Source organism: Nocardia sp. NPDC005745 (genome assembly GCF_040630775.1).
In the GTDB taxonomy this organism is placed as follows: Bacteria; Actinomycetota; Actinomycetes; order Mycobacteriales; family Mycobacteriaceae; genus Nocardia.
The window spans coordinates 60143-82337 of record NZ_JBEXYF010000032.1 but is presented as its reverse complement, the minus strand read 5'-3'; the positions used below and the strand labels follow the sequence as shown (position 1 = coordinate 82337).

At 69.0% G+C, this 22195-nt stretch carries 25 protein-coding genes; 13 read left to right on the top strand and 12 right to left on the bottom strand.

What is annotated here, in order from left to right:
- The first annotated feature begins 127 nt into the window (after positions 1–127).
- Positions 128–1342, top strand: coding sequence for a glucose-1-phosphate adenylyltransferase (gene glgC, locus ABZ420_RS27805; RefSeq protein ID WP_357128548.1), 1215 nt, complete (start codon positions 128–130; stop codon positions 1340–1342).
- 15 nt (positions 1343–1357) lie between these two features.
- On the opposite strand, the gene ABZ420_RS27800 is transcribed toward glgC, so the two are convergent.
- The 3 genes from ABZ420_RS27800 to ABZ420_RS27790 form a co-directional block, all read right to left on the bottom strand.
- Entirely contained in the window at positions 1358–1588 is a 231-nt protein-coding gene (locus tag ABZ420_RS27800) for a hypothetical protein (RefSeq protein ID WP_357128545.1), read from the bottom strand.
- Positions 1589–1823: 235 nt separating this feature from the next.
- Complete coding sequence (locus ABZ420_RS27795; RefSeq protein ID WP_357128542.1) at positions 1824–2057, bottom strand: hypothetical protein; 234 nt, start codon at positions 2055–2057, stop codon at positions 1824–1826.
- Positions 2058–2132: 75 nt separating this feature from the next.
- The gene (locus tag ABZ420_RS27790) at positions 2133–2771 is read right to left on the bottom strand and encodes an O-methyltransferase (RefSeq protein WP_040869678.1); all 639 of its coding nucleotides are present in this window, start codon (positions 2769–2771) and stop codon (positions 2133–2135) included.
- Between the two features lie 271 nt (positions 2772–3042).
- Between ABZ420_RS27790 and sigE the strand changes: the two genes are divergently transcribed.
- The 9 genes from sigE (at position 3043) to ABZ420_RS27745 (ending at position 10069) form a co-directional block, all read left to right on the top strand.
- Positions 3043–3702, top strand: a complete 660-nt coding sequence (gene sigE, locus ABZ420_RS27785; protein WP_357128539.1) for an RNA polymerase sigma factor SigE — start codon at positions 3043–3045, stop codon at positions 3700–3702.
- 61 nt (positions 3703–3763) lie between these two features.
- Positions 3764–4156: a hypothetical protein gene (locus ABZ420_RS27780; RefSeq protein WP_357128536.1), complete on the top strand. Its 393-nt coding sequence runs from the start codon at positions 3764–3766 to the stop codon at positions 4154–4156.
- Between the two features lie 10 nt (positions 4157–4166).
- Positions 4167–5705: a trypsin-like peptidase domain-containing protein gene (locus tag ABZ420_RS27775; RefSeq protein ID WP_357128533.1), complete on the top strand. Its 1539-nt coding sequence runs from the start codon at positions 4167–4169 to the stop codon at positions 5703–5705.
- A gap of 33 nt (positions 5706–5738) precedes the next feature.
- Positions 5739–6155 carry a Sec-independent protein translocase protein TatB gene (gene tatB, locus ABZ420_RS27770; protein WP_040869494.1) on the top strand — a complete coding sequence of 139 codons (417 nt, stop codon included), beginning with the start codon at positions 5739–5741 and terminating at the stop codon, positions 6153–6155.
- A 52-nt stretch (positions 6156–6207) separates the two neighbouring features.
- Positions 6208–7065, top strand: a complete 858-nt coding sequence (locus ABZ420_RS27765) for a hypothetical protein (protein ID WP_357128530.1) — start codon at positions 6208–6210, stop codon at positions 7063–7065.
- Between the two features lie 364 nt (positions 7066–7429).
- Positions 7430–7978, top strand: a complete 549-nt coding sequence (locus tag ABZ420_RS27760; RefSeq protein ID WP_357128527.1) for a hypothetical protein — start codon at positions 7430–7432, stop codon at positions 7976–7978.
- A gap of 21 nt (positions 7979–7999) precedes the next feature.
- Complete coding sequence (locus ABZ420_RS27755; protein ID WP_357128524.1) at positions 8000–8335, top strand: hypothetical protein; 336 nt, start codon at positions 8000–8002, stop codon at positions 8333–8335.
- 93 nt (positions 8336–8428) lie between these two features.
- Positions 8429–9505, top strand: coding sequence for an XdhC family protein (locus tag ABZ420_RS27750; protein WP_357128521.1), 1077 nt, complete (start codon positions 8429–8431; stop codon positions 9503–9505).
- A 225-nt stretch (positions 9506–9730) separates the two neighbouring features.
- Positions 9731–10069, top strand: a complete 339-nt coding sequence (locus ABZ420_RS27745; protein WP_357128518.1) for a hypothetical protein — start codon at positions 9731–9733, stop codon at positions 10067–10069.
- Between the two features lie 34 nt (positions 10070–10103).
- Here ABZ420_RS27745 and ABZ420_RS27740 read toward each other — a convergent pair whose 3' ends face one another.
- The 7 genes from ABZ420_RS27740 to dapE all read right to left on the bottom strand — a co-directional run bounded on the left by ABZ420_RS27740 (position 10104) and on the right by dapE (position 17236).
- On the bottom strand, positions 10104–11042 hold the full coding sequence (locus ABZ420_RS27740; protein ID WP_357128515.1) for a glucosyl-3-phosphoglycerate synthase: 939 nt from the start codon (positions 11040–11042) through the stop codon (positions 10104–10106).
- Complete coding sequence (gene folP, locus ABZ420_RS27735) at positions 11039–11923, bottom strand: dihydropteroate synthase (RefSeq protein ID WP_357128512.1); 885 nt, start codon at positions 11921–11923, stop codon at positions 11039–11041. Before folP ends, ABZ420_RS27740 begins: the two co-directional genes overlap by 4 nt.
- A 58-nt stretch (positions 11924–11981) precedes the next feature.
- A complete protein-coding gene (locus tag ABZ420_RS27730; RefSeq protein WP_357128509.1) occupies positions 11982–13751 on the bottom strand; it encodes a long-chain-acyl-CoA synthetase in 1770 nt (589 codons plus the stop codon).
- Between the two features lie 14 nt (positions 13752–13765).
- A complete protein-coding gene (locus tag ABZ420_RS27725; RefSeq protein WP_357128506.1) occupies positions 13766–14323 on the bottom strand; it encodes a TIGR00730 family Rossman fold protein in 558 nt (185 codons plus the stop codon).
- The gene (locus ABZ420_RS27720) at positions 14320–15129 is read right to left on the bottom strand and encodes a TIGR00730 family Rossman fold protein (RefSeq protein WP_357128503.1); all 810 of its coding nucleotides are present in this window, start codon (positions 15127–15129) and stop codon (positions 14320–14322) included. Before ABZ420_RS27720 ends, ABZ420_RS27725 begins: the two co-directional genes overlap by 4 nt.
- A 130-nt stretch (positions 15130–15259) precedes the next feature.
- On the bottom strand, positions 15260–16039 hold the full coding sequence (locus ABZ420_RS27715) for an enoyl-CoA hydratase-related protein (RefSeq protein ID WP_357128500.1): 780 nt from the start codon (positions 16037–16039) through the stop codon (positions 15260–15262).
- A gap of 93 nt (positions 16040–16132) precedes the next feature.
- Positions 16133–17236, bottom strand: a complete 1104-nt coding sequence (gene dapE, locus ABZ420_RS27710) for a succinyl-diaminopimelate desuccinylase (RefSeq protein ID WP_357036252.1) — start codon at positions 17234–17236, stop codon at positions 16133–16135.
- Positions 17237–17518: 282 nt separating this feature from the next.
- Between dapE and dapD the strand changes: the two genes are divergently transcribed.
- Positions 17519–18466 carry a 2,3,4,5-tetrahydropyridine-2,6-dicarboxylate N-succinyltransferase gene (gene dapD, locus ABZ420_RS27705; RefSeq protein WP_357128497.1) on the top strand — a complete coding sequence of 316 codons (948 nt, stop codon included), beginning with the start codon at positions 17519–17521 and terminating at the stop codon, positions 18464–18466.
- Between the two features lie 80 nt (positions 18467–18546).
- On the opposite strand, the gene ABZ420_RS27700 is transcribed toward dapD, so the two are convergent.
- Both ABZ420_RS27700 and ABZ420_RS27695 read right to left on the bottom strand, forming a co-directional pair.
- Positions 18547–18939: a PPOX class F420-dependent oxidoreductase gene (locus tag ABZ420_RS27700; protein ID WP_357128494.1), complete on the bottom strand. Its 393-nt coding sequence runs from the start codon at positions 18937–18939 to the stop codon at positions 18547–18549.
- A 33-nt stretch (positions 18940–18972) separates the two neighbouring features.
- Positions 18973–20391 (bottom strand): acyl-CoA synthetase, encoded by a 1419-nt coding sequence (locus ABZ420_RS27695; RefSeq protein WP_357128491.1) that lies wholly within the window; start codon positions 20389–20391, stop codon positions 18973–18975.
- A 126-nt stretch (positions 20392–20517) separates the two neighbouring features.
- Between ABZ420_RS27695 and ABZ420_RS27690 the strand changes: the two genes are divergently transcribed.
- Both ABZ420_RS27690 and ABZ420_RS27685 read left to right on the top strand, forming a co-directional pair.
- The gene (locus ABZ420_RS27690) at positions 20518–21369 is read left to right on the top strand and encodes an oxygenase MpaB family protein (protein ID WP_357128488.1); all 852 of its coding nucleotides are present in this window, start codon (positions 20518–20520) and stop codon (positions 21367–21369) included.
- 103 nt (positions 21370–21472) lie between these two features.
- On the top strand, positions 21473–22192 hold the full coding sequence (locus tag ABZ420_RS27685) for a hypothetical protein (protein ID WP_357128485.1): 720 nt from the start codon (positions 21473–21475) through the stop codon (positions 22190–22192).
- Positions 22193–22195 lie beyond the last annotated feature (3 nt).

The following is a 22195-nucleotide window of genomic DNA, read 5'->3' as shown; positions in this document are numbered from 1 at the left end:
AGCCGGTCCCGCTCGTCGGAATCCACCGCCGAACGTCCGCCATCCGTGCCGAAACTCACCGATCCAAACTAGACGTTCGGGACCGCGGCGGCCACTCACGGGCGTTCCACCCGGTAGTTTGGCAGGTGTGAGGAGCCAGCCGCACGTACTCGGGATCGTGCTCGCCGGTGGCGAGGGCAAGCGACTCTTTCCACTCACGGCCGACCGCGCCAAGCCGGCCGTCCCGTTCGGCGGCGCCTACCGCCTCATCGACTTCGTCCTCAGCAATCTGGTCAACGCGGGTTTCCTGCGGCTGTGCGTACTCACCCAGTACAAGTCGCACTCGCTCGACCGGCACATCTCGCAGACCTGGCGGCTGTCCGGTTTCGCCGGCGAGTACATCACCCCGGTGCCCGCGCAGCAGCGGCTGGGACCCCGCTGGTACACCGGCAGCGCGGACGCGATCCTGCAGTCGCTGAACCTGATCTACGACGAGGACCCGGAATACATCGCGGTTTTCGGCGCCGATCACGTCTACCGGATGGATCCGGAGCAGATGGTGCGCCACCACATCGATTCCGGCGCGGGCGTGACCGTGGCGGGTATCCGGGTGCCGCGCAGCGAGGCGAGCGCGTTCGGCTGCATCGACAGTGACGACGCAGGCCGCATCACGCAGTTCCTGGAGAAGCCCGCGCATCCGCCCGGCACCCCGGACGACCCGAACGTCACGTTCGCGTCCATGGGCAACTACGTCTTCACCACCAAGGTGCTGGTCGACTCGATCCGGGCGGACGCGGACGACGCCGACTCCGACCACGACATGGGCGGCGACATCATTCCCGCCCTTGTCGCGGCCGGACAGGCGAGCGTCTACGACTTCGCCGACAACGACGTGCCCGGCGCCACCGATCGGGACCGCGGCTACTGGCGCGATGTCGGCACCATCGACGCGTTCTACGACGCGCACATGGACCTGGTGTCGGTGCACCCGGTGTTCAACCTCTACAACCGCCACTGGCCCATCCGCGGGGCGGCCGAGAACCTGCCGCCGGCCAAGTTCGCCCAAGGCGGGCTGGCGCAGGAATGCATCGTGGGCGCGGGCAGCATCCTGTCCGCAGCCACCGTGCGCAACTCGGTGCTCAGTGCCAATGTCATGGTCGACGACGGCGCCACCGTCGAAGGGTGTGTGCTCATGCCCGGTGTGCGGATCGGACGCGGTGCGGTGGTGCGGCACGCCATTCTGGACAAGAACGTGGTCGTCGGCGAAGGCGAGATCATCGGAGTGGATCTCGCGCGCGATCGCAGCCGTTTCGCCGTGAGCAACGGCGGGGTCGTCACGGTCGGCAAAGGCGTGTGGGTGTAGCCGCGGCGAGCGGTACTAGGGTCCGCCCGGCTCGGGCGCCTGCGGGCCGAGACAGAACGGCGCGCACGGCCCCGGTGTGCGCGGCACGGTCGATTTCGAGGCGTCACCGAAATCGGCGGTGCACACCAAATAGACCATCAGCACGGCGAACAAAAGCACCGCGCCGAATGCGATCATGGTCCGGCCCCAATGGATCGATTTGGGACGACGCTCGTCTTCGTCCCAAAGGAACATCATCATCACCACGTCGCACCTCTTCGGATCCGTTCGGAACCTGACCTCCACCAGTATCGGTCGGTCATCGGCGGCGCGCTGCGGCTAGAGCCGAATCGTGGCGACGCGTTCGCTTTTTCGCGAACTCCGCCGATCACCTGTGGGTGGCGCGTTCGCCAGGAGAAGAGGGCACGCCGGCCCGAAATTCCGGAAAAACTTCGGCGGCAAGCCTATTCGGCCGGAGCGAGAGCCGCCGTCGCCGGAGGTATTACTGTCCGGGCGGGGCGACGTTCTGGGTGCAGAACGGCTCGCAGGGTCCCGGGGGCGGAGTGGTTTTCTCGGGGCCGGTGTCGAAATCGGTGTTGCTCACCACCACCATCACGAGCACGGCTCCCAGAATCACGAACAGCAGGGCCAACAGGGTCGGCCGCAGCCAACTCGTTCGCCGTTCGGTCACGACATCCCCCATGACCGCTACTTCGATGGGAGTTAGTTCACGCATAACTGTTTTCCTCACTGGGTTCTTTCTCAGCGCATACCCCGGATTCCGGGAAGGAATCAGACCGCGCGCGAATCACTAACCCCGTGAGGCACAGAGCAATCCGTCTCCGACCGGAATCAGTACACAGGTGAGTTCCGGGTTCTCCGCGATGGCGCGGGTGGCGGCGCGCACCGCCTGAGTGGCCGGATCCCGTTGCGCCGGATCGGGTACGCGCCCGCCCAGCAGCGCGTTGTGCAGCAGAATGGCGCCGCCCTCGCGCAGCAGACGCACCGCTTGGGCGACGTACTCCGGGTGCTCGAGCGGCGCCGCGTCGATGAAGACCAGGTCGTAGGCGCCGTCGGCCAGCCGGGGCAGCACATCCAGCGCCCGTCCGTTGATCAGCCGGGTGCGCGCCGGGGGGATGTCGGCGGCGCGGAACGCCTCCTTGGCCGCGCGCTGATGTTCCGGCTCCGAATCGATGGTGGTCAGCGTGCCGTCCTCGCGCATGCCGTCGAGCAGCCACAATCCGCTGATGCCCGCGCCGGTACCGACCTCGACCACCGCGCGCGCTCCGAGCAGCTGCGCGTACATGCTCAGCAGCGCCCCCACCGAGGGCGGCACGGGGACAGCGCCGAGTTCGGTGGCCCGTTCGCGCGCGCTGATGAGGATTTCGTCCTCTACGACGGATTCCTCCACGTAGGCGAGATTCCGCTCCAGATTCGATGCCACGGGTATGAGGCTAACGCCGGGCGGGTGATCTCGGCGTTCCGGACAACACGCGCCGCCCGCCATTTCCGCCGCCGGTTTTCTCAGGCGACCCTCAGGATCTCCATATCCCGGCCATATCAGGACCAGAAAGAGTATGAGCAACCGACCGTGTATTAACACGGGACGCGGGAACAACGACATACCGGTTGTCTGTTGTATCCGTACGTGACGGTCCGAAGACCCGGACCGGAGCGAGTCCCCACGTTTGCGGTCCCTAGTAGGAGGTAGCCCCATCCACATGGTCGATGCGGCGCGCGAATACGCCACCCTGCCCGAGCAGATCCTGCCGGTCGAAGCCGACTCCGTCGAGGACCCGGTCGAGCTGAGCGGGACTGCTGCCTTCGATGCCACCGGTGACCGGTCGGCGATGCCGACGTGGGACGAACTGGTCCGGGAGCACGCCGACCGGGTCTACCGATTGGCCTATCGCCTCTCCGGTGACGCCCAGGACGCGGAGGACCTCACCCAGGAGACGTTCATCCGGGTGTTCCGTTCGCTGTCGAACTACCAGCCGGGCACCTTCGAGGGGTGGCTACACCGCATCACCACCAACCTGTTCCTGGACATGGTGCGCCGGCGCAACCGGATCAGGATGGAAGCGCTGCCCGAGGACTACGACCGGGTGCCCGCCGAGGGCCCGGGGCCGGAGCAGGCGTATCACGACGCCCGGCTGGATCCCGACCTCCAATCGGCCCTGGATTCGCTCGCGCCGGAGTTCCGCGCGGCCGTGGTGCTGTGCGACATCGAGGGGCTGTCCTACGAGGAGATCGGCGCTACGCTCGGCGTGAAACTGGGCACTGTGCGCAGTCGGATCCATCGTGGACGTCAAGCCCTGCGCGACTACCTTGCGCATAATGGAAGTGAGCAGCGGTTCGCCGCTGAAGCGAACATAGGGTGATTCGTCGGACACCGGCATCGCCCGAACCTCGGTCGATGTCGGTTGAAAGGGTGAGCACCGAATGAGTGGCGACTCCAGCACGTCCGGTCCGCCCCGTTTCCGCCCCACCGAGCATCTGGCGAGTGAGGCGATCGCGGCGTACGTGGACGGGGAGCTACGGATGAACGCCTACCTGCGTGCCGCTCAACACCTGTCGCTGTGTCCGGAGTGCGCGGCGGAGGTCGACGCCCAGCAACAGGCGCGCATCGCGTTGCGGCACGCGGGCCAGGTCGCGATCCCGACCGGCCTGCACGACAGCTTGACCAGGATTCCGCTCGCGGAGCTGCCGGGCGGCGCGTCCAGCGGCCGGACACCCGCGTCGCCTTCCCGCCAGTCCGGGCGTAACGAGGCGGTTTTCGGCTTTCTGACCGATTCGTTCACCGCGACCCGGTGGACAACGTGGTGGCGCAAGTAGAGTTTCCCGAGTGACCACCGAATCGACGAATTCCGGATCGGCCGACACCTCGGATTCGGCGGCCGACCGCGGGAATCTCCGTCCGCCGGACGCACCCGTTCTCGGTCCGCGCCCGGTCTACCGGCCCCATGTCGACACGCATACCGCACGTGCCTTCCGCAGGCCGTCCGGCCTATCCGGTTCGTTCGCCGAGCCCCTGCCGCTCCGCAAGGCGGGTTCGGCGCCGCAATCCGGTCCCGAACTGCAGAATCGTCCGCCCGACGCGGTGCTGGCCGAGGCGTTCGGGCGCCCGGAAGGCTCCACCGAGATCCTGCAGCGCGACCCCGACGCCGCCGACGGCCCGTCGGCCGTGGCCGGACCGGCCGATCCGTGGCGTGATCCCGAAGCGGTCGCACGCCTGGGCGCCCCCGCTGTGCCCACTCCCAAGCCGCGGACGCTGCCGCACGCCGAGAAACTCAGCGCCCGCGAAGTCCTGTTCGGCTCCCGGGTCGCGCCCAAGGCGCTGGCCCTGCTCGCGCTCGTCGCGGTCGTCATCGGCCTGGTCGGTGGGCTGGTCGGACGGCTGACCGCGGAAACCGCCTCGACGCTCACCTCGCGGAAGGTGACCCTCGAACAGACCGGTGACGGCACCCGCCCGCACGGCATGATCGCCCAGGTCGCCAACGCCGTGCTGCCCTCGGTCGTCTCCATCCGGGTGACCGTCGGCGACAACGGCGCCACCGGCTCCGGCGTGGTGATCGACGGCGGCGGCTACGTGGTCACCAACAACCACGTCGTCTCGATGGCCGCGCAGGACAAGTCCAACCGGTCCGCGATCCAGGTGCAGTTCTCCGACGGCACCCGGGTGCCCGCCCAGATCGTCGGCCGCGACCCGAAGACCGACCTGGCCGTGCTGAAGGTGGATGTGAAGAATCTCACCGTCGCCCAGCTCGGCAAATCCGGCAACGTCCAGGTCGGTGACGATGTGCTGGCCATCGGTTCGCCGCTCGGCCTGAGCAAGACGGTGACCTCCGGCATCGTCAGCGCCCTGCACCGCCCGGTGAAGCTGGAGGGCGAGGGCAGCGACACGAAGGCCGTGATCGACGCCGTGCAGACCGACGCGTCGATCAACCCGGGTAACTCCGGCGGCGCGCTGGTGGACATGGACGGCCGGGTGATCGGCATCAACACCGCCATCCGCAGCGAGACCGGTGGCTCGGTCGGCCTCGGCTTCGCGATCCCGGTGGACAAGGTGATCGAGGTCGCCCAGACCTTGATCCGCGACGGCGTCGTGCACCACCCGACGATCGGCCTGAGCGCGCGCACCAAGCAGGTGGCCAACGAAGTGATGAGCGGTGCGGCGGTGGCGGACGTCGCGGCAGGCGGTCCCGCGGCGAAGGCCGGGATCGTGGAGGGTGACGTGATCGTGAAGGTCGGCGATCGAGAGGTCACCGGTCCGGACGAACTGGTCGTCGCGGTGCAGTCGCGCAACATCGGCGAAACGGTGAACGTGCAGTTGATCCGCGACGGCAGGCAGGTGGACGTGCCGGTGACGCTGGAATCCGACTGACCCGGCGGCCGGATCGCCGGGTAGCCTGGTTACGTGTTCAGCAACATCGGCTGGAGCGAGATGGTCATCCTGCTCGTCGCCGCCCTCGTCATCCTCGGCCCGGAGCGCTTGCCCGGTGCCGTGCGCTGGACCACGCGCAGCCTGCGGCAGGTGCGCGATTACGCGAGCGGCGCGACGTCCCAGTTGCGACAGGAACTCGGGCCGGAGTTCGACGATTTACGCAAGCCGCTGGCCGACCTGAACGAACTGCGCGGTATGACTCCGCGGGCGATGGTGACCAAACACCTTCTCAACGGCGACGATTCGCTGTTCAAGGATTTCGACAGCGCGCTGCCCGATCCGAAGGACCTGTACAGCACGAACAGCGGGATGCCGGACTACCCGATGCCCAAGTTGGCTAAGCCCTTGGAGCGCAACGAACGTCCGCCGATCGACACCGACGCCACCTGATTCGTCAAGCAGACTAGACGCATTGCGCTGTTCAGCTGTCTAGACTTCGCACATGTCGGCCGATGACGTGGCGCGCGTGTTCGCGATCGAGGACAAGGTCGAGCGACTGAAAGCGGCCACCGACGGGGTGGCGGCAGCCCAGCAGACCATCAACGAACTGACCAGGATTCGGCGTGCGGTGATCCGGGAGCTCCATGCCGAAGGCTGGACCTTCGCCAGAATCGGTGCGGCGGCGGGCCTTTCCCGGGCCCGCATCCACCAGGTGAGTACCCAGGGCCCCGCGCCGGAAGGACTGTTCTTCGGGCACGGTTCGCTCACCGTGCTCGTCCCCGAGGTGCGCGCCGGGCGCGTGATCGGCGCGCCCGATCCCGCCGCACCGCAGCGGTTGGCCGAGCTCCTGCGCGAACTCGGCTTCAGCGTAGCGGTCGAGCATTTCCTACCGGGCCGCCCGATCGACCTGCGGCGTGATGGCCTGATCGTGTTGGGCGGTCCGGAACTGTCTCCGAGCCTGCGCCAGTTGGTGGCCGCCGATCCCCGCTTGCGCCGCGCGGTGGCGAGAGCGGGGGACGCGCGCCGGGGAATCGAGGACCGGGCGGCTCGTCGGGTGTACCGGCCGGGCGGACCGGAACCGCACGACATCGCCTACCTGGGCAGGCTTCCCCGGCCCGACGGGCGGGGCAGTGTATTGATGATCGACGGCATGCATCCGCCCGGCTCGCTCGGCGCCATCCGGCTGCTCGCCACCCGGCTGGCCACGCTGCACGAACGAGCGAGCAATCACCTGTTCTCGGTGCTGATCGCCTGTCGCTTCGACCGCGCCACGGGTGAACCCCTGGAAGCCGACCTGCTCACTCCGGTCTACCGCCACGATCCCGAAAACAGGTCGCCCGCAACGGGTGTGCGCCGCTGACTCACATATCTCGCTCGACCTCCGTTGCCGGAGACCGGCGTCGGACCCGCCCCTACCGGCGGTTGTGATCACCCGCGCATCGACTCCACGCCCCCAACGACATTCAGCAAATATGTGGACATCAGAGTTGAGCGCATCCCCGGCCGGAAATCCGGACGGTGGACGTCGAGTGGACACTCCAACATGCCGCGAACCATTCCATCGATCACCTGGTCGTGACGACTCAGGAGCATCACGCCGGCCACAATTCTCTCGTGTGGCACAGGTCACCGGCCCTCGTCCGAGCGCGTTCATACAGAGATGATTGAATAGCTGGACGATAACCGCATGTGATAGGTGAACTCTGATGCGTGATCGAAAGTCGATGTCTGCGAGTTCCGTGTCCCTCCTCTCCGTGCTGCGGCGCCCGCGGCACGGCGCCGCGGCCCGCGCCCGGACGGGCGATCCGGCGGTGACCACCCACCGGGTGACCTACAGCGACCGGTTGCGAGTCTTCCTCCGCCCGGATGAGCCCATCGACAGCTTTCTGCGCCCGCTGGACAGGCTGGACGGCTTCCACCGCTACTCGGTGAACATGACCCGGCTCGCCGAGCCGATGCGGCCCGCGGACATCGACCCGGCGATCAGTTCCGCTCCCGGGCGGGAGTACCTGCAATGCACCGGCTCGGCGGACGCGCTCACCCTCGAGGTGCGCACCACCGTAAAGGGCATGCCGCATCGCTTCACCGTGGGCTTACCCGGTCAGCGACACGGACTGCCCCGGGTGGACGTGCCGGTCCCGGCCTGCGTGCCCACGCCGCGGGTCTATCCGGACGAGTTGTTCACCGCCGAGCAGGCGGCCGAGATCTTCACGGCGTACTTCGAGACCGGCGCCGTCCCGTCCCAGCTACAGCTCCGCGAGACGGACGCCTGAGGTGTCCGGCAAGGAGGAATCGTGAATCCGTTACTGCTGATCGGCGGCGCCGTCTTGGCGGTGGGCCTGCTCGGCCTGATCCTCAGTGTCCTGCTGCGGCCCGCGGGGGCGAAGGCTCACGTGACCGTCGCCGACCTTCAAGCCCGGCTGGCGAACGAGTCGGCCGCCTCGCCCGAAGCGGACGGCCCGGCGGGCGAGGAAGAACGAGCCGATCGGCCCGATGCCGAGCGCGAGGAACGAGAGCGACCCCGCCCCGGCGACGATTCCCGGAACGGGGCCGCGGATCAGGACGAGGACCGACCCGAAGCGCGCGCGGACCAGGTGCTGTTACCGCATCGTCGTCGGCGCGACGGATAGTTCTCCGGTAACTAGGCTTACGGTACGGCGAATATTCGCCGGCTGTCTCGGGCCCGATGCGCTGGACCCGCTCGCCGAAAGGACCGGATTCCGGTGCGCGCGATACTCGGGCAATTGCTCACCCTGCTGCCGCTCGGGCCGGTCGCGCTGGCCCGCGTGGTGGACACGACCGGCGCCGGGCCTCGCGAACTCGGAGCGGCGATGATCGTCACCGGCTCCGGCGACGTACACGGCTCACTGTCCGTGGGCTGCGTCGAGGCGGCCGTCGTCGCGTCGGCGCAGGAAGTCCTGAGCAGCGGCCATGCGGTGACCGACCGATTCGGCTATGCCGACTCCGACGGACCGGCGGTGGGCTCGAGCTGCGGCGGAGAAATCGAGGTGTTCGTCGAGCGCGTCTCACCCGAACGACTCCCGCTGCTCACCGCCTTACGGCAGCGGATCGAGGACGGCTCCCCCGTCGCCGTGGCGACCACCATGGACGCCGCACCGGAATGGAAGCTGCTGACGACCGCCGATACCGAACCGTGGCACAGCGTCGACCGCGACGCGCGGGCGCTGCTGGCCGCGGGCCGCTGCGGGATGGTGGGCGCCGACGAGTGCGCGGCACACGGCGCGCCACGACCCCGCACGTTCGTCCAGGTCTTCGCGGCTCCGGCGCGGATGATCCTGGCGGGTGCCAACGACTTCGTGCGCGCGCTCAGCCGCACCGGCCGCCAACTCGGCTACCGGGTGACGGTGGTGGACGCCCGCGCGACCTTCGCCACCGCCGCCAGGTTTCCCGCCGCCCACGAGGTCGTCGTTGATTGGCCGCACCGGTATCTGGGTGAGGAACAGGATGCCGGGCGGATCGACCAGCGCACCGTCGTCTGCGTGCTCACCCACGACGCCAAATTCGATGTGCCGATGCTGGTGACGGCGCTGTCGTGCCCGCGCGTCGGCTTCGTCGGCGCACTCGGCTCCCGCCGCACGCACGCCGAGCGCGTCGAGCGCCTACGGACCGCGGGCGTCACCGACGACCAGCTCGGCCGGCTGCGCAGTCCGGTCGGGCTCGATCTCGGCGCGCGAACACCGGACGAGACGGCGATCTCGATCGCCGCCCAGATCCTGGCCGAACGCGGTGGGGCCTCCGCTCTGCCGCTGGACCGCATCGACGGGCCCATCCACCGCTGATTGCTCAAAGTTGTCTATGGTGCGGTTGGACATGTGGCCAGCGGGCATACCCGGCCATAAAGCCGCAAATTACGTCGGTTGCGCGTCTCATTTTCCTCTTGCACGGCGCGCCGCCTCGGCTCACACTTAATTTGCTGAAAGTTAACTGCGAGTAGGTGACGGTGCGTTCGCGATTCGGCCCCGCCACGCTCTGCCCGGCCCGCCCCACCGAGAGGAGAAAGCGCCGTGACCGCCACCCAGATCGCCGTCCTCTGCTCACTCGCCGGCGCCGCCGGCCTGGTCGCCACGATCGGATTGATGTACGGACCGGCGAACCGGCGGCGCCGGGTCGGCGTCGCCCAGCACGTCATCGCGGAACAACTCCCCGCGCGCCTGCCACCGACCTGCCCGATCGGCAGGCCGCAGCAGATGCCCGTCGAGCCGTTGACCGTGGCGGAGGCACACGAACTCATGCAACGCCACCGGATCTGTGAACCGGCCGAGTGCGTCTACAAACTCGCGGCCTTCCGCACCCTGATCGAGGCGGGATACATGCGGGACCCACACTCCGAAGGGGCCTCCTGACCGCATCTCGGCGCCGCCACGGTGCTGCAGCGGTTCAGGCGGCCGCCCACGCGGGCCGCAAGGTGTTCATCGGCGGGCGGTCCAGCAGGGAGACCTCGGTGCGGTGCGCCGTGAACTCGTCACCGATCAGCGGGAACTGGGTCAGCGCCGCACCCGAGTCCTGGATGCCGCTGCGCCCGAGCACGGTGCCGAGAATCTGGCGGCTCATCACCCCCAGATCGGCCAGCGGCCGGTTGCGGTGCGTGCGCACGCCCAAATTGACTTGGCCGATCGCGGACATGCCGAGCCGGTCGTAGGTGTCCAGCAGCAGCCCGATCTCGACGCCGTAGCCCGGCGCGAACGGCACCGAGGTGAGCAGTTCGCGGGTGCCCGCGTATTCACCGCCGAGCGGCTGCAGAACCTGGGAGAGTTCCGGTCGCAGCGCGGCCAGCAGCGGCCGGGCGACCAGTTCGGTGACACGGCCACCGCCGGCCGCGTCGACCGCGCCGCCTTGCCGTAGCGGCCTGCGGTAATAGGCCTTGGCCAGATGCACGTCGCCGACCGTGAGCAACGGACCGAGCAACTTCGGGACGAAGGCGGGATCCGGGTCGATCAGGTCGGAGTCGACGAAAGCGATGAGATCACCGCTGGTCACCGCCAGGGAACGCCACAGCACCTCCCCCTTGCCCGGCACCGGCTCCAGCTCCGGCACCGCCTGCTCGCGGCTGATCACCTCGGCGCCCGCCGCACGGGCGCGCTCCGCGGTGGCGTCGGTCGACCCGGAGTCCAGCACGATCAGCTCGTCGACCAGCGTGCCGAGCAGCGGCCGGATGCTGGCCACCACGTCGGCCACGGTCCGTTCTTCGTTCAGCGCGGGCAGCACCACCGACACGGTGCGCCCGGCTTTGGCGCGGACGAGTTCGTCCACTCGCCAGTTCGGGGTGTCCCAGGTATGGGTCGTCGCCCAGGCGGGCTCACGGTGTTGAAATGTCATGCCAGACCTCGCAAGGTTCGTGCGGGGGGCCGGATGCCCTGGATCGCGGCGATCATGTCCACGACCCGCCGGGTCGCGGCGACTTCGTGGACACGGAAGACTCGGGCGCCGGCCGCCGCCGACCATGCTGTTGCCGCCAATGTGCCCTCCAGCCGTTCGGAAAGACCGACACCTAAAGTCTCCCCGATGAAATCCTTGTTGCTCAGCGCCATCAAGACTGGCCATCCGGTTTTTACAAGAACGTCGACTCGGCGCAACAGTTCGAGCCCGTGATAGGTGTTCTTGCCGAAATCGTGCGTCGGATCGATCAGAATCGAATCCCGGCGCACCCCGGCCGCGAGCGCGTTCTCCGCGGCCCGCACCACGGTTTCGGTGACCTCATCCACCACGTCGGCGTAGCGGACCCGATGCGGCCGGGTGCGCGGCACCGCGCCACCGGTGTGGCTGCACACCACACCGGCGCCGTGCGCGGCGGCCACCGGAACGAGATCGGGATCGGCGCCCGCCCAGGTGTCGTTGATCAGATCCGCCCCCTCGCCCACCGCCGCCAGCGCCACCTCGGCCCGCCAGGTGTCGACGCTGATCAGTAGCTGCGGGTACTTCGCGCGAATGGCCGCGACGAACGGCACCACCCGGCGCGTCTCCTCGGCCGCGTCCACCGAATCGCCCGGCCCGGCTTTCACCCCGCCGATGTCGACGAGGTCGGCGCCCTCGTCCACCGCGCGCGCCACGGCCGCCATCGCCGCCGCGTCGGTGAACGTGGCGCCGCGGTCGTAGAACGAGTCCGGCGTGCGATTCACGATCGCCATCACCAGCGCTCGATCCGTCGCCACCGGCCTGCCGCACAGCGTGGGAAGCGGCGACGCGGTCGAGCTGAACATGTCAACGACTGTAGCCAGTCCGTCACTCCGGGTCTTCAGGCCATGCTGATCTTGCCCGTCAGCTCTTGGGCGCCCGTCCCGCCGCTACCTCGGCGGCATAGTCGTCGTAGGCGGGGACATAGCCCTCGGTGCGGCCCGCGAGGACGTACAGCGTGCTGTCGGGGTCCGGGGTATACCCCTGCTTGCGCAGTTCGACCTTGCGGCTTTTGAACGTGGAGGTCTGCTCCAGTTCGTGGACGATACGAATGAACAGCGGCACGGCATACCCCGGCAATTGCTGGTGGACCAGCTTCGCCACCGCCGCCCCGTCGAAGTCCGCACCGGGACGCAGCGTCACCGCGGCCATGCCCGCCTTGCCGTCCGTCCCGGGGATGTCCACGCCGTAGACCACCGCTTGCGCGATCGGCTCCGCCTTGCTCAGCGCGCCCTCCACCTCGGTGGTCGCCACGTTCTCGCCCTTCCAGCGGAACGTGTCGCCGAGGCGGTCGACGAACGCGATGTGATGCCAGCCCTGCTCCCGGACCAGGTCGCCGGTGTCGAACCAGACGTCCCCGGTCTGGAAGCCGTCGCGCACCAGCTTGGCCTCGGTGGCGTCCTTGTCGGTGTAACCGTCGAACGGCGAGCGGTCGGTCACCTTGGCCAGCAGCAGCCCGACCTCGCCGGTGCCGACCCGACGCAAACGGCCCTTGTTGTCCCGCTTCGCCTTTCCGGTCTCCTCGTCGTACTCCACGACGGCGTACGGCAGCGGACCGAAACCAGCCGTGCGATCCACGCCGAAGGCGTTGACGAACGCGATGTTCGCCTCGCTCGCGCCGTAGAATTCCACGATCCGCTCGATGCCGAACCGGGATTTGAACTCGTCCCACAGTTCCGGGCGCAGCCCGTTGCCGACGGCGAGCCGGACCAGGTGCTGCCGATCGGTCGGCTTGGCGGGCTGGTTGACCAGGTAGCGGCACAGCTCGCCGATGTAGATGAACGCCGTGGCCTGCTCGCGGATGACCTCGTCCCAGAACCGGGACGCGGAGAAACCACGGCCGAGCGCGAGGGTGCCGCCGGAGGCCAGCACCGCGGACAACGCGACGGTGAGCGCGTTGTTGTGGTACAGCGGCAGGCAGCAGTACATAGTGTCGTTGCCGCGCAGGCGAATTCCCAGGCCGCCCAGGCCTGCCATGCTCTTGGTCCAGCGCAGATGGGTCATCACGCTGGCCTTCGGCAGTCCGGTGGTGCCGGAGGTGAAGATGAGGAACGCCCGCTCCCGCGCGGTGATCTCCGCGCAGCTCGGTGGATCGGCGTCGTCGGCGTCGCGGGCCGCCTCGTGGAGTTCCTCGGCGGCGAGGACGTCGGCGGGTGGCTCGGGCAGCGAGTCGATCGCATCGGCGCATTCCGCGCCCACCACGTTCAGCACGCTGTCGAGCAGGCCGAAGCTGTGTGCCAGCACGTTGTCGCGCTGATGGTGGTTGAGCAACCCCACGGTGGCACCGAGCTTGACCGTGGCCAGCACGACGAACAGTGTCTCCGGCCGGTTGGTCATCAGCACGCCGACCACGTCGCCGCGCCGCACCCCCCGGTCCGCGAGCACGCTCGCATACCGGTTCACCTGCGCGTTGGCCTGACCGTAGGTGAAGGTCGCCCCCTCGAACCGCAGAAACAACCGATCCGGATGCCGGTGGGCGTTGCGCTGGAAATACAGCCCCACCGAGGACTTGGAATCCGCCGTCACCAGCATGCTCAGCGCGTTGCGGAGCATGCCCGGAGCGTCCAGGGCCATCCCGGGAAGATTTCGGGCGAGGTCGAACAAACTCACCGTCGAGCGGGCGTCGGTGCTCACGTCTTCAGCTCTCCTCACTGGGTCCGCGCCGCCTCCAGTGCCGCGAACGCGGACGGGAGATCGGTCACCACGGTAATCCGGTCCAATGCCGTCTGGGGCACGAACTTCCGCTCGTACAACTCGTCCAGCCAGGAGAACAACCCGCGGAAGAAGCCATTGGGATCCAGCACAACAACGGGCTTCTCGTGCTGTCCCAGATACCCGCCGGTCCAGGCCTCGAAGAACTCCTCCAGCGTGCCGATCCCGCCGGGCAGGGTGAGGAAGGCGTCGGCGCGGTCCTCCATCACCTGCTTGCGCTGGCGCATGGTGTCGGTGACCACCAGCTCGTCGGCGTCGACGTCGGCGACCTCCCGGTGCACCAGGTGTTTCGGGATCACGCCGATGGTGTTCGCGCCGCCCGCGCGCGCCGCGGTGGCGACCGCGCCCATCATCGAGACGTGCCCGCCGCCGGACACCAGTTGCCAACCGCGCCGGGCGATCTCGGTGCCCACCCGGGCGGCCAGCGAGAGGTGGTCCTGGTCGGTGGTGCTCGCCGAGCAGTAGACACAGACGGCGAAAGGCCGATCGCTCACCACTGATCCTCCGTCCCGATCGCGTCCTCGGCGCCACCCGCCTCCGCGGCGGCCTGGATGATCTGCACGACCTCCTCGACGCTGTCGGTCACGTGCAGCAGACCGAGGTCGCCGGGAGAGATCTTGCCCGAACCGCCGAGCGAATCGCGCAGCCAATCGACCAGCCCCGCCCAGTACCTGGTGCCGAACAGGATGATGGGAAACCGGGTGATCTTGTGCGTCTGCACCAGCGTCAGCGCCTCGAACAACTCGTCCAGCGTGCCGAAACCGCCGGGCAGGCAGATGAACGCCTGCGAGTACTTCACGAACATCGTCTTGCGGACGAAGAAGTACCGGAAATTGATGCCCAGGTCGACCCAGTCGTTGAGGCTCTGCTCGAACGGCAGCTCGATGCCGAGGCCGATCGAGTAGCCGCCCGCCTCGCAGGCGCCCCGGTTCGCGGCCTCCATCGCGCCGGGGCCACCTCCGGTGATCACCGCGAAACCGGCTCGCGCCAGGGCGGCGCCGATGGCCCGCCCGGCCTGGTATTCCGGGTGGTCGGCGGACGTGCGCGCGGAACCGAAGACGGTCACCGCCCGCGGCACCTCGGCGAGCGCGCCGAAGCCCTCGACGAACTCGGCTTGGATGCGCAGCACGCGCCACGGATCGGTGTGTACCCAGTCCGTGTCGCCACGCTTGTCCAGCAGGTGCCGGTCGGCGGTGCCCACGCCGTCGGCCCGCTCGCGGCGAAACATGATCGGGCCGCGGAATTTCGGTGTCGACTTGGGTTTGGGGGCGACCTCACGGTCCGCGGCGTCGGTGGACATGCGTTCCACGCTACCGCCCGGCAAGGCGGACCCAGGGGCTGGACGGGAGAAGTCGTCCGGCGTTCAGCCGGGCGAAGGCCGGCCGAGACGCGGCCGCAATCCGGGCGTCCGGAAAGATCCCTCGGCTGCGCTAATCGGGCCAGGCGGGCGGGCGCTTCGCCAGGAAGGCCGCCATTCCTTCGCGGGCGCCGGGAAGTTGAGCGGCGGCGGCCATGACTTCCAGGGCGAGCGCGTAGGCGTCTGCTTCGGGACGGTCGAGCTGGCTGTAGAGAGTGCGTTTGCCGAGTGCCTTGCTGGCCCGGCTGCCCCGAGTAGCGCGGGCGAGCAACGCACCCACGGCAGTGTCCAGCTCGGCGTCCGGCACCACTCGGTTGATCAGGCCCCACTGTTCGGCGGTGCGGGCATCGATCGGGTCGCCGGTGAGGGCCATTTCCATCAGGCGTTTACGTCCGACCGCACGGGCCACCGGCACCGCGGGGGTGTGGCAGAACCAGCCACCCTTGCCGCCGGGGAGCGCGAAACCGGCGGATTCGGCGGCGACGGCCAGATCGCAGGAGGCCACCAGCTGGCAGCCCGCGGCCGTGGCCAGACCGTGCACCCGGGCGATCACCACCTGCGGCACCGACTGGATGGTCGACATGAGTTCGGTGCAGAGTGTGAGCAATTCCCGCACGCCCAGCAAGTCGCGCGCGGCCACGTCGGCGAAATCGTGGCCCGCGCAGAACACCGGGCCGCGCGCGCCGAGCACTATCCCGGTGGCGTCGGTCTCCCCGGCGGCCCGGAACGAGGCGAGCAGTTCGGCCAGATGCTCCCCCGACAGCGCGTTGCGCCGCTCCGGCCGGTTCATGGTGATGCGCACCGTGTCGCCGTCCCGCGCGACCAGCAGATGCCGATACTCCAAGGCGGTCATATCTCCACCGTAGATCTCCGCGGGCAGCGGCACGACAGGTCCGAAACCTGATTCGGAGGACTACCGCGCCGCACCCTGATCCGCGCGGAGCGTTCAGTCCGGTGCGCTGCTCAGGTAGCTGCGCAACATGGCGGTGACGGCGGTGATCTGGTCGACGGGGACGTGCTCGTCGCGCTTGTGCGCGAGGTTGGGATCGCCGGGACCGAAGTTGACGGCGGGGATGCCGCGGGCCGCGAAACGCGAGACGTCGGTCCAGCCGTACTTCGCGCGGACACCGCCGCCGCCGTGGCGCTGCACCGAGTCGATCAGGTCCTTGGCCGCAGGCGCCGTCAGGCCGGGCAGCGCGCCCGGCGCCGCGTCGATCACCTCGAAGGACAGCTCGAGTCCGGCGAAGACCTCGCGCACGTGCTCGACGGCTTGGTCGATCGTGCGGTCCGGAGCGAAACGGAAGTTGACCTCCAGCTCGGCGGCGTCCGGCACGACATTGCCCGCGACTCCGGCCTCGACCTGGACGGCGGACAGGCCCTCGCGATAGACGCAGCCGTCGATGTCCACTTCCCGCGCGCGATAGTCGGCCAGCCGCTGCAGTATCGGGGCAAGCCGGTGAATCGCGTTGTCGCCCAGCCACGCCCGCGCCGCGTGCGCGCGCACGCCGGAGGTGCGCAGCCGAGCGCGCAGCGCGCCCTGGCAACCGGCCTCGATCCAGCCGCCGGACGGTTCGCCGAGGACGGCGAGGTCGCCGGTGAGCCAGTCGGGCAGATCGCGCTCGATGTGCCCGAGCCCGTTGAACTCGGCGGCGATCTCCTCCCCGTCGTAGAAGATCAGGGTCAGGTCGTGCACCAGGTCGGCGACGGTCGCGGCGAGGTGCAGAAAGACCGCGTCGCCCGACTTCATGTCCACCGAGCCGCAGCCGTAGAGGACCCGCTCACCCACCGGGCTCACCTCGAACCGGCCGGGCACGTTGTCGGCGATCGGCACGGTGTCCAGGTGCCCGGCCAGGATCACCCGGGTGGGCAGCCCACGCTGGGTGCGCGCCAGCACCACGTTTCCGTGCCGGAGGATCTCGAACCCCGTCGTCTGCTCACGCAACGCCCGCTCCACCACGTCGGTGATGGCCGCCTCGTCGCGCGAGACGCTCGGGATGTCGACGAGTGCGGCGGTCAGTGCGATCGGGTCGGCATGCAGGTCGATGGTCACGCGCTTCACCCTACGACCGCACACCCGCCACGGCCCGCACGCCACTTCCCTGGGATCGCGGCCGTCTCGTCCGGGGACCGGGCGCAGCTCCAGGCGCCGGCCCTTCGGCCGTCCGGCCCGTCGGCTGGAGCCGCATTTCTCCCCGAGGTCGCGCACGTGCCGCAGGACCGGCCGAGAAGTCGCCGTCCTGGATCGGTGCGGCGGTGTCGCCTGCAAGCCCGGTGGTCGCGGTCGCCGGAGCAGCCGCACCGTTGTCCGGCGCGGGTCGGTAACCTCTAGGCCGTGAGCATCCAGGGAGCAGCAGCAGTCGGTATCGCCAATGTGACCGCGGACGGGACCGTACTGGACACGTGGTACCCGGCCCCGCAGCTGGGCGAGTTCGCCGAGACCGGCACCAAGCGGCTGGACGAGGCGCCCGCCGAGTACGCGGCGCTGCTGGGCTTCGACGACGCGCGCGGGGTCGACGTGATCGCGGTGCGCACCACGATCGCCGACCTGTCCGCCGCCCCGGTCGACGCGCACGACGTCTACCTGCGCTTGCACCTGCTGTCGCACCGCCTGGTCAAGCCGCACGAGGTGAGTCTGGACGGCCAGTTCGGCCTGCTGACCAACGTGGTGTGGACCAACCACGGCCCCGCCGCGGTGGAGGGCTTCGAGGCCACCCGCGCCAAGCTGCGCGCCCGCGGTCCGGTCACCGTGTACAGCGTGGACAAGTTCCCGCGCATGGTCGACTACGTGCTGCCCTCCGGCGTCCGCATCGGTGACGCCGACCGCGTCCGCCTCGGCGCGCACCTGGCCTCCGGCACCACCGTCATGCACGAAGGCTTCGTGAACTTCAACGCGGGCACCCTCGGCGCCTCCATGATCGAGGGCCGTATCTCCGCGGGCGTCGTGGTCGGCGACGGCTCCGACATCGGCGGCGGCGCGTCCACCATGGGCACGCTCTCCGGCGGCGGCACCAAGGTCATCTCCATCGGCGAGCGCTCGCTGCTCGGCGCGAACTCCGGCCTCGGTATCCCGCTCGGCAACGACTGCGTGGTCGAGGCGGGCCTCTACCTGACCGCGGGCACCAAGGTCACCACCCCCGACGGCACCCTCGTCAAGGCGGCCGACCTGGCCGGCCACGACAACCTCCTGTTCCGCCGCAACTCCACCACCGGCGCCGTCGAAGTCGTCCCCCGCAAAGGGACCGGCATCGAACTCAACGCCGACCTCCACGCCAACGACTGAGAACTTCCACGAGTGGCACATGGCGGAGAGCTCTCTCGCACTTCGCCGCAACGGTGTGCCACTCGTGCAGCCCGGCCGGATCAGGCGAGGTCGGGAGACTCACCGGAGAGCCCGAATGCGATGACGCGTCGGGGATGGATGCGGATCATTTCGCGGGAGACGCCGGAGATGTACGGTTCGACGTCGGTGAGCGCTTCGGCGGTGCCGCGGATTTCGAGGCAGCGGACCCGCCATGGCTGGACCGAGGCGACGTCGTCGACGACGAATGCGACGTGGTCGTTGGTGGCGAGGTTGCGGAATTTCCACGAGGCGCCCATGTTCCAGCCCGCGATGTCGATGGTGCCCAGGTCGGCGTTGTAGCGGAAGCCGACGGGGTTGTTCTGCGGGGTGCCGTCGGGCCGGACGGTGGCCAGCCGGCCCAGGCGCTGGGTGTGCAAGTAGTCGATCTGTTCGGAGGTCAGGGTCGAAGTCATGGGCCGACCGTAGAACCTATACCGAACTCGAGGTCAACCCAGTTTGTTCTTCTGCACCTTGCCCATCGCGTTGCGCGGCAGTGCGTCGACCACGCGGATCTCGCGCGGACGCTTGTGCACCGAGAGTTCACCGGCGACATGGTCGATCAGTTCGCGTTCGGCCGCGGCATCGCGCAGCACGACGAAGGCGGTGATGCGCTGACCGAGGTCGTCGTCGGGCAGGCCGACCACCGCGACCTCCGCGACCGCCGGATGACCGAGCAGCACCGTCTCGACCTCTCCGGCGCCGACCCGGTAGCCACCGGATTTGATGAGGTCCACCGATTCCCGGCCGACGATGCGGTGGAAGCCCTCCGCGTCGATCGTGGCGACGTCGCCGGTCCGGAACCATCCGTCCTCGGTCCAGCTCTGCGCGGTCGCCTCCGGTCGGTTCAGATAACCGTCGAAGAGCATGGGCCCGTAGACCTGGAGGCCGCCGATGCTCTCGCCGTCGTGCGGGACCGAGGAGCCGGACTCGTCCCGCAGCCGGGTGCGCACGCCGCGCACCGGCGTGCCGACCCAGCCCGGCCTGCGCTCGCCGTCGGCCCGGGTGGACAGCGTGATCATGGTCTCGCTCATGCCGTAGCGCTCGACCGGCGCGTGCCCGGTCAGCTCGCGCAGTCGCTCGAACACCGGCACGGGCAGTGGCGCACTACCGGAGACCAGCAGCCGCGCGCCGGACAATCGCTTCGCCGAGTCGGGGTCCTCGACCACCCGCGACCACACGGTCGGCACACCGAAGTACAGCGAACCTCCGGCCGCCGCGTACGCCTGCGGCGTCGGCTTGCCGGTGTGGATCAGCGGACTGCCCACGCGCAGCGGGCCGAGCAGCCCGAGAATCAGCCCGTGCACGTGGAACAGCGGAAGCCCGTGCACCAGCGTGTCGCTCGCGGTCCAGGCCCATGCGTCGGCGAGGGCGTCCAGACCCGCGGCGATCGCGCCCCTGCTGAGCATCACGCCCTTGGGCAAACCGGTGGTTCCCGAGGTGTACAGCACGAATGCCGTAGCGGCCGGGTCGGGTTCGGGATAGGTGTGCCATGACCTGGCGTGCCGTCGCACCGGCACCACGGGCAGTTCCGCGTCCTGCGGCGCTTTCCCCAGCCACGCCTGAGCACCCGAATCGGCCAGGATGTGCGCCCGCTCCGCGGTTCCGGAGTCCGGTGGCACAGGCACCACGGTGACACCCGCGATGAGGCAGCCGACCACCGCCAGCACGGTCTCCACGGTGGGGCCTGCCAGCACCGCCACCCGCTCGGCGCGCGCGACGCGTTCGGCCACCGAAGTGGCCGCGCCCAGCAGGTCACTGCGGGACAGGGTGGTCCCGTCGATGGTGACGGCGTCGGGAATGTCCGCTCCGCCTGCGACGGCGAGCGGGTTCAGCGAACTGAGCAGCAGCGGCGGACCGAACGACATCCGCCCACGCTACTTCGCCGGGTTCACCGCGGCGCGTGGCGACCGGTGCGGGCTGTGACGGTTGACACTCCCGCTGACGTGGTGAGAACGTTGTTGCATAGCTTTCTCAGCACTGCGAGGTCGACGATGACCAGGCCACTTCCCGCCACGCGTTCCACCGAATCGCCGGACTCCTTCGACATCGGGCGATACATCGACGGCGTAGCCGGCTTGTTCGGCGGCGTCGCGAACGTCATCATGCAGCTGAGCACCCCGCCGGTCGGCTACGGCGTGCTGGAGAGCACCGTGCACAGCGGCAACGTGATGTTGCATCCGATCAAACGACTGCGCACCACCCTGACCTACCTCTCGGTGGCGATGCTCGGCACCGACGAGGAACGCACCGCCTATCGCGAGGCGGTCGACGTCTCACACCGCCCGGTCCACTCGACCGCGTCGAGCCCGGTGCGCTACAACGCCTTCGACCCCGCGCTGCAACTCTGGGTCGCGGCCTGCCTGCATTGGGGAGCGCAGGATCTGTACGAGCGCATGCACGGCCCGATGGACGAGGCGACGGCCGACGCGTTCTACCATCTGGCCGCCCGGCTCGGCACCACCCTTCAGATGCCCGAATCGATGTGGCCTGCCGACCGGCACGCCTTCGCGGAGTACTGGGCCACGAATCTCGCGAAGACCAGCATCGACCCGGTCGTCCGCGCCTATTTCGACGACCTCGTCGACCTGCGCATGCTGCCCCGGCCCGCGCAGCTGGCGTTCGGGCGCCTGCACCGCTTCTTCGTGACCGGCCTGCTGCCCGAGCATCTGCGCGACGAGATGGGCATGACCTGGACCGACCGCGACGAGCGCGCACTCGCCCACATCTTGCGCGCGGTCGGGGCCACGCAATCCCGGCTCCCGCGACCGATCCGCCTGTTCCCCCTGAACGCCTATCTCCTCGATATGCGCGTCCGGCGTCGGCTCGGCCTGCGCCTGGTCTGACGGCGGACTCCGTTTCGTAGAGCTACTACTGGGCAATCGCATCACGTACATCCCGATCGCGTTGTCCCGATCGGCGGTCCGTGCCGCGAGCCAGGAGGAGAAGATGGGCTTCCGATCGACCACGACCGCGCTCGTCGCCGGCGCGCTCCTGGCGCTGTCCGCCCCGGTAGCCTGCGCCGACGAGACCGCGGAGACCGAGGTGGCCGCGGTACCGCCGCGCACGGCGATCTCCGTGCGCACCTCGGTGGGCATCGGCTGGGGCACGGCGAACGAACACGAGTCGCGATCGAGCCTGTCGCTGTCCAAACTCTTCTTGGCCGACTACGCCCTGCGCCACGGCGACGGCTCGGCCGAGGATCGATTCCTAGGCGAGCAAATGATCCGCTATTCCGATGACGGCGCGGCGAGCGTGATGGAGGCCAAGTATCCCCAGGCCATCGCCGCCATTGCCGCCGAATACGGCCTCGCCGAGACGACACCCGGACCCAATTGGGGCGCGGGGACGACCAGCGCCGCCGACGTCTCCGACTTTCTGGCCACGAAATTGCGCACCGATCCCGGATCACCCATCTTCGAATGGATGGCGGCGGCGGGATCGACAGCCCAAGACGGCACCGAACAGGACTGGGGCACCGCACGGTGGCCGTTCGTGCTCGGCACCAAATGGGGCTGGTCGGATCTCGGCGAGCCCGAGGTCGCCTCGGCCTCCTACGGCCCCGGTTTCGCGGTGACCGCGCACACTCGCGGCACCTCGGCCGAGCAGACCGCGGACGTGACGGCCGCGCTCTGGGCGATGATCACCGGGGTCCCACTGCACCGCTGATCC

Coding starts and splice junctions, on each gene's coding strand:
- ABZ420_RS27700 (WP_357128494.1), bottom strand. CDS start 18,939: ATGACTTCGACCCTGACCTCCGAACAGATCGACTACTTGCACACCCAG.
- ABZ420_RS27720 (WP_357128503.1), bottom strand. CDS start 15,129: ATGTCCACCGACGCCGCGGACCGTGAGGTCGCCCCCAAACCCAAGTCG.
- ABZ420_RS27780 (WP_357128536.1), top strand. CDS start 3,764: ATGAGTGGCGACTCCAGCACGTCCGGTCCGCCCCGTTTCCGCCCCACC.
- ABZ420_RS27685 (WP_357128485.1), top strand. CDS start 21,473: ATGGGCTTCCGATCGACCACGACCGCGCTCGTCGCCGGCGCGCTCCTG.
- sigE (WP_357128539.1), top strand. CDS start 3,043: ATGGTCGATGCGGCGCGCGAATACGCCACCCTGCCCGAGCAGATCCTG.
- ABZ420_RS27740 (WP_357128515.1), bottom strand. CDS start 11,042: ATGACATTTCAACACCGTGAGCCCGCCTGGGCGACGACCCATACCTGG.
- ABZ420_RS27765 (WP_357128530.1), top strand. CDS start 6,208: ATGTCGGCCGATGACGTGGCGCGCGTGTTCGCGATCGAGGACAAGGTC.
- ABZ420_RS27715 (WP_357128500.1), bottom strand. CDS start 16,039: ATGACCGCCTTGGAGTATCGGCATCTGCTGGTCGCGCGGGACGGCGAC.
- ABZ420_RS27690 (WP_357128488.1), top strand. CDS start 20,518: ATGACCAGGCCACTTCCCGCCACGCGTTCCACCGAATCGCCGGACTCC.
- ABZ420_RS27760 (WP_357128527.1), top strand. CDS start 7,430: ATGTCTGCGAGTTCCGTGTCCCTCCTCTCCGTGCTGCGGCGCCCGCGG.
- ABZ420_RS27695 (WP_357128491.1), bottom strand. CDS start 20,391: ATGTCGTTCGGTCCGCCGCTGCTGCTCAGTTCGCTGAACCCGCTCGCC.
- folP (WP_357128512.1), bottom strand. CDS start 11,923: ATGTTCAGCTCGACCGCGTCGCCGCTTCCCACGCTGTGCGGCAGGCCG.
- ABZ420_RS27795 (WP_357128542.1), bottom strand. CDS start 2,057: ATGCGTGAACTAACTCCCATCGAAGTAGCGGTCATGGGGGATGTCGTG.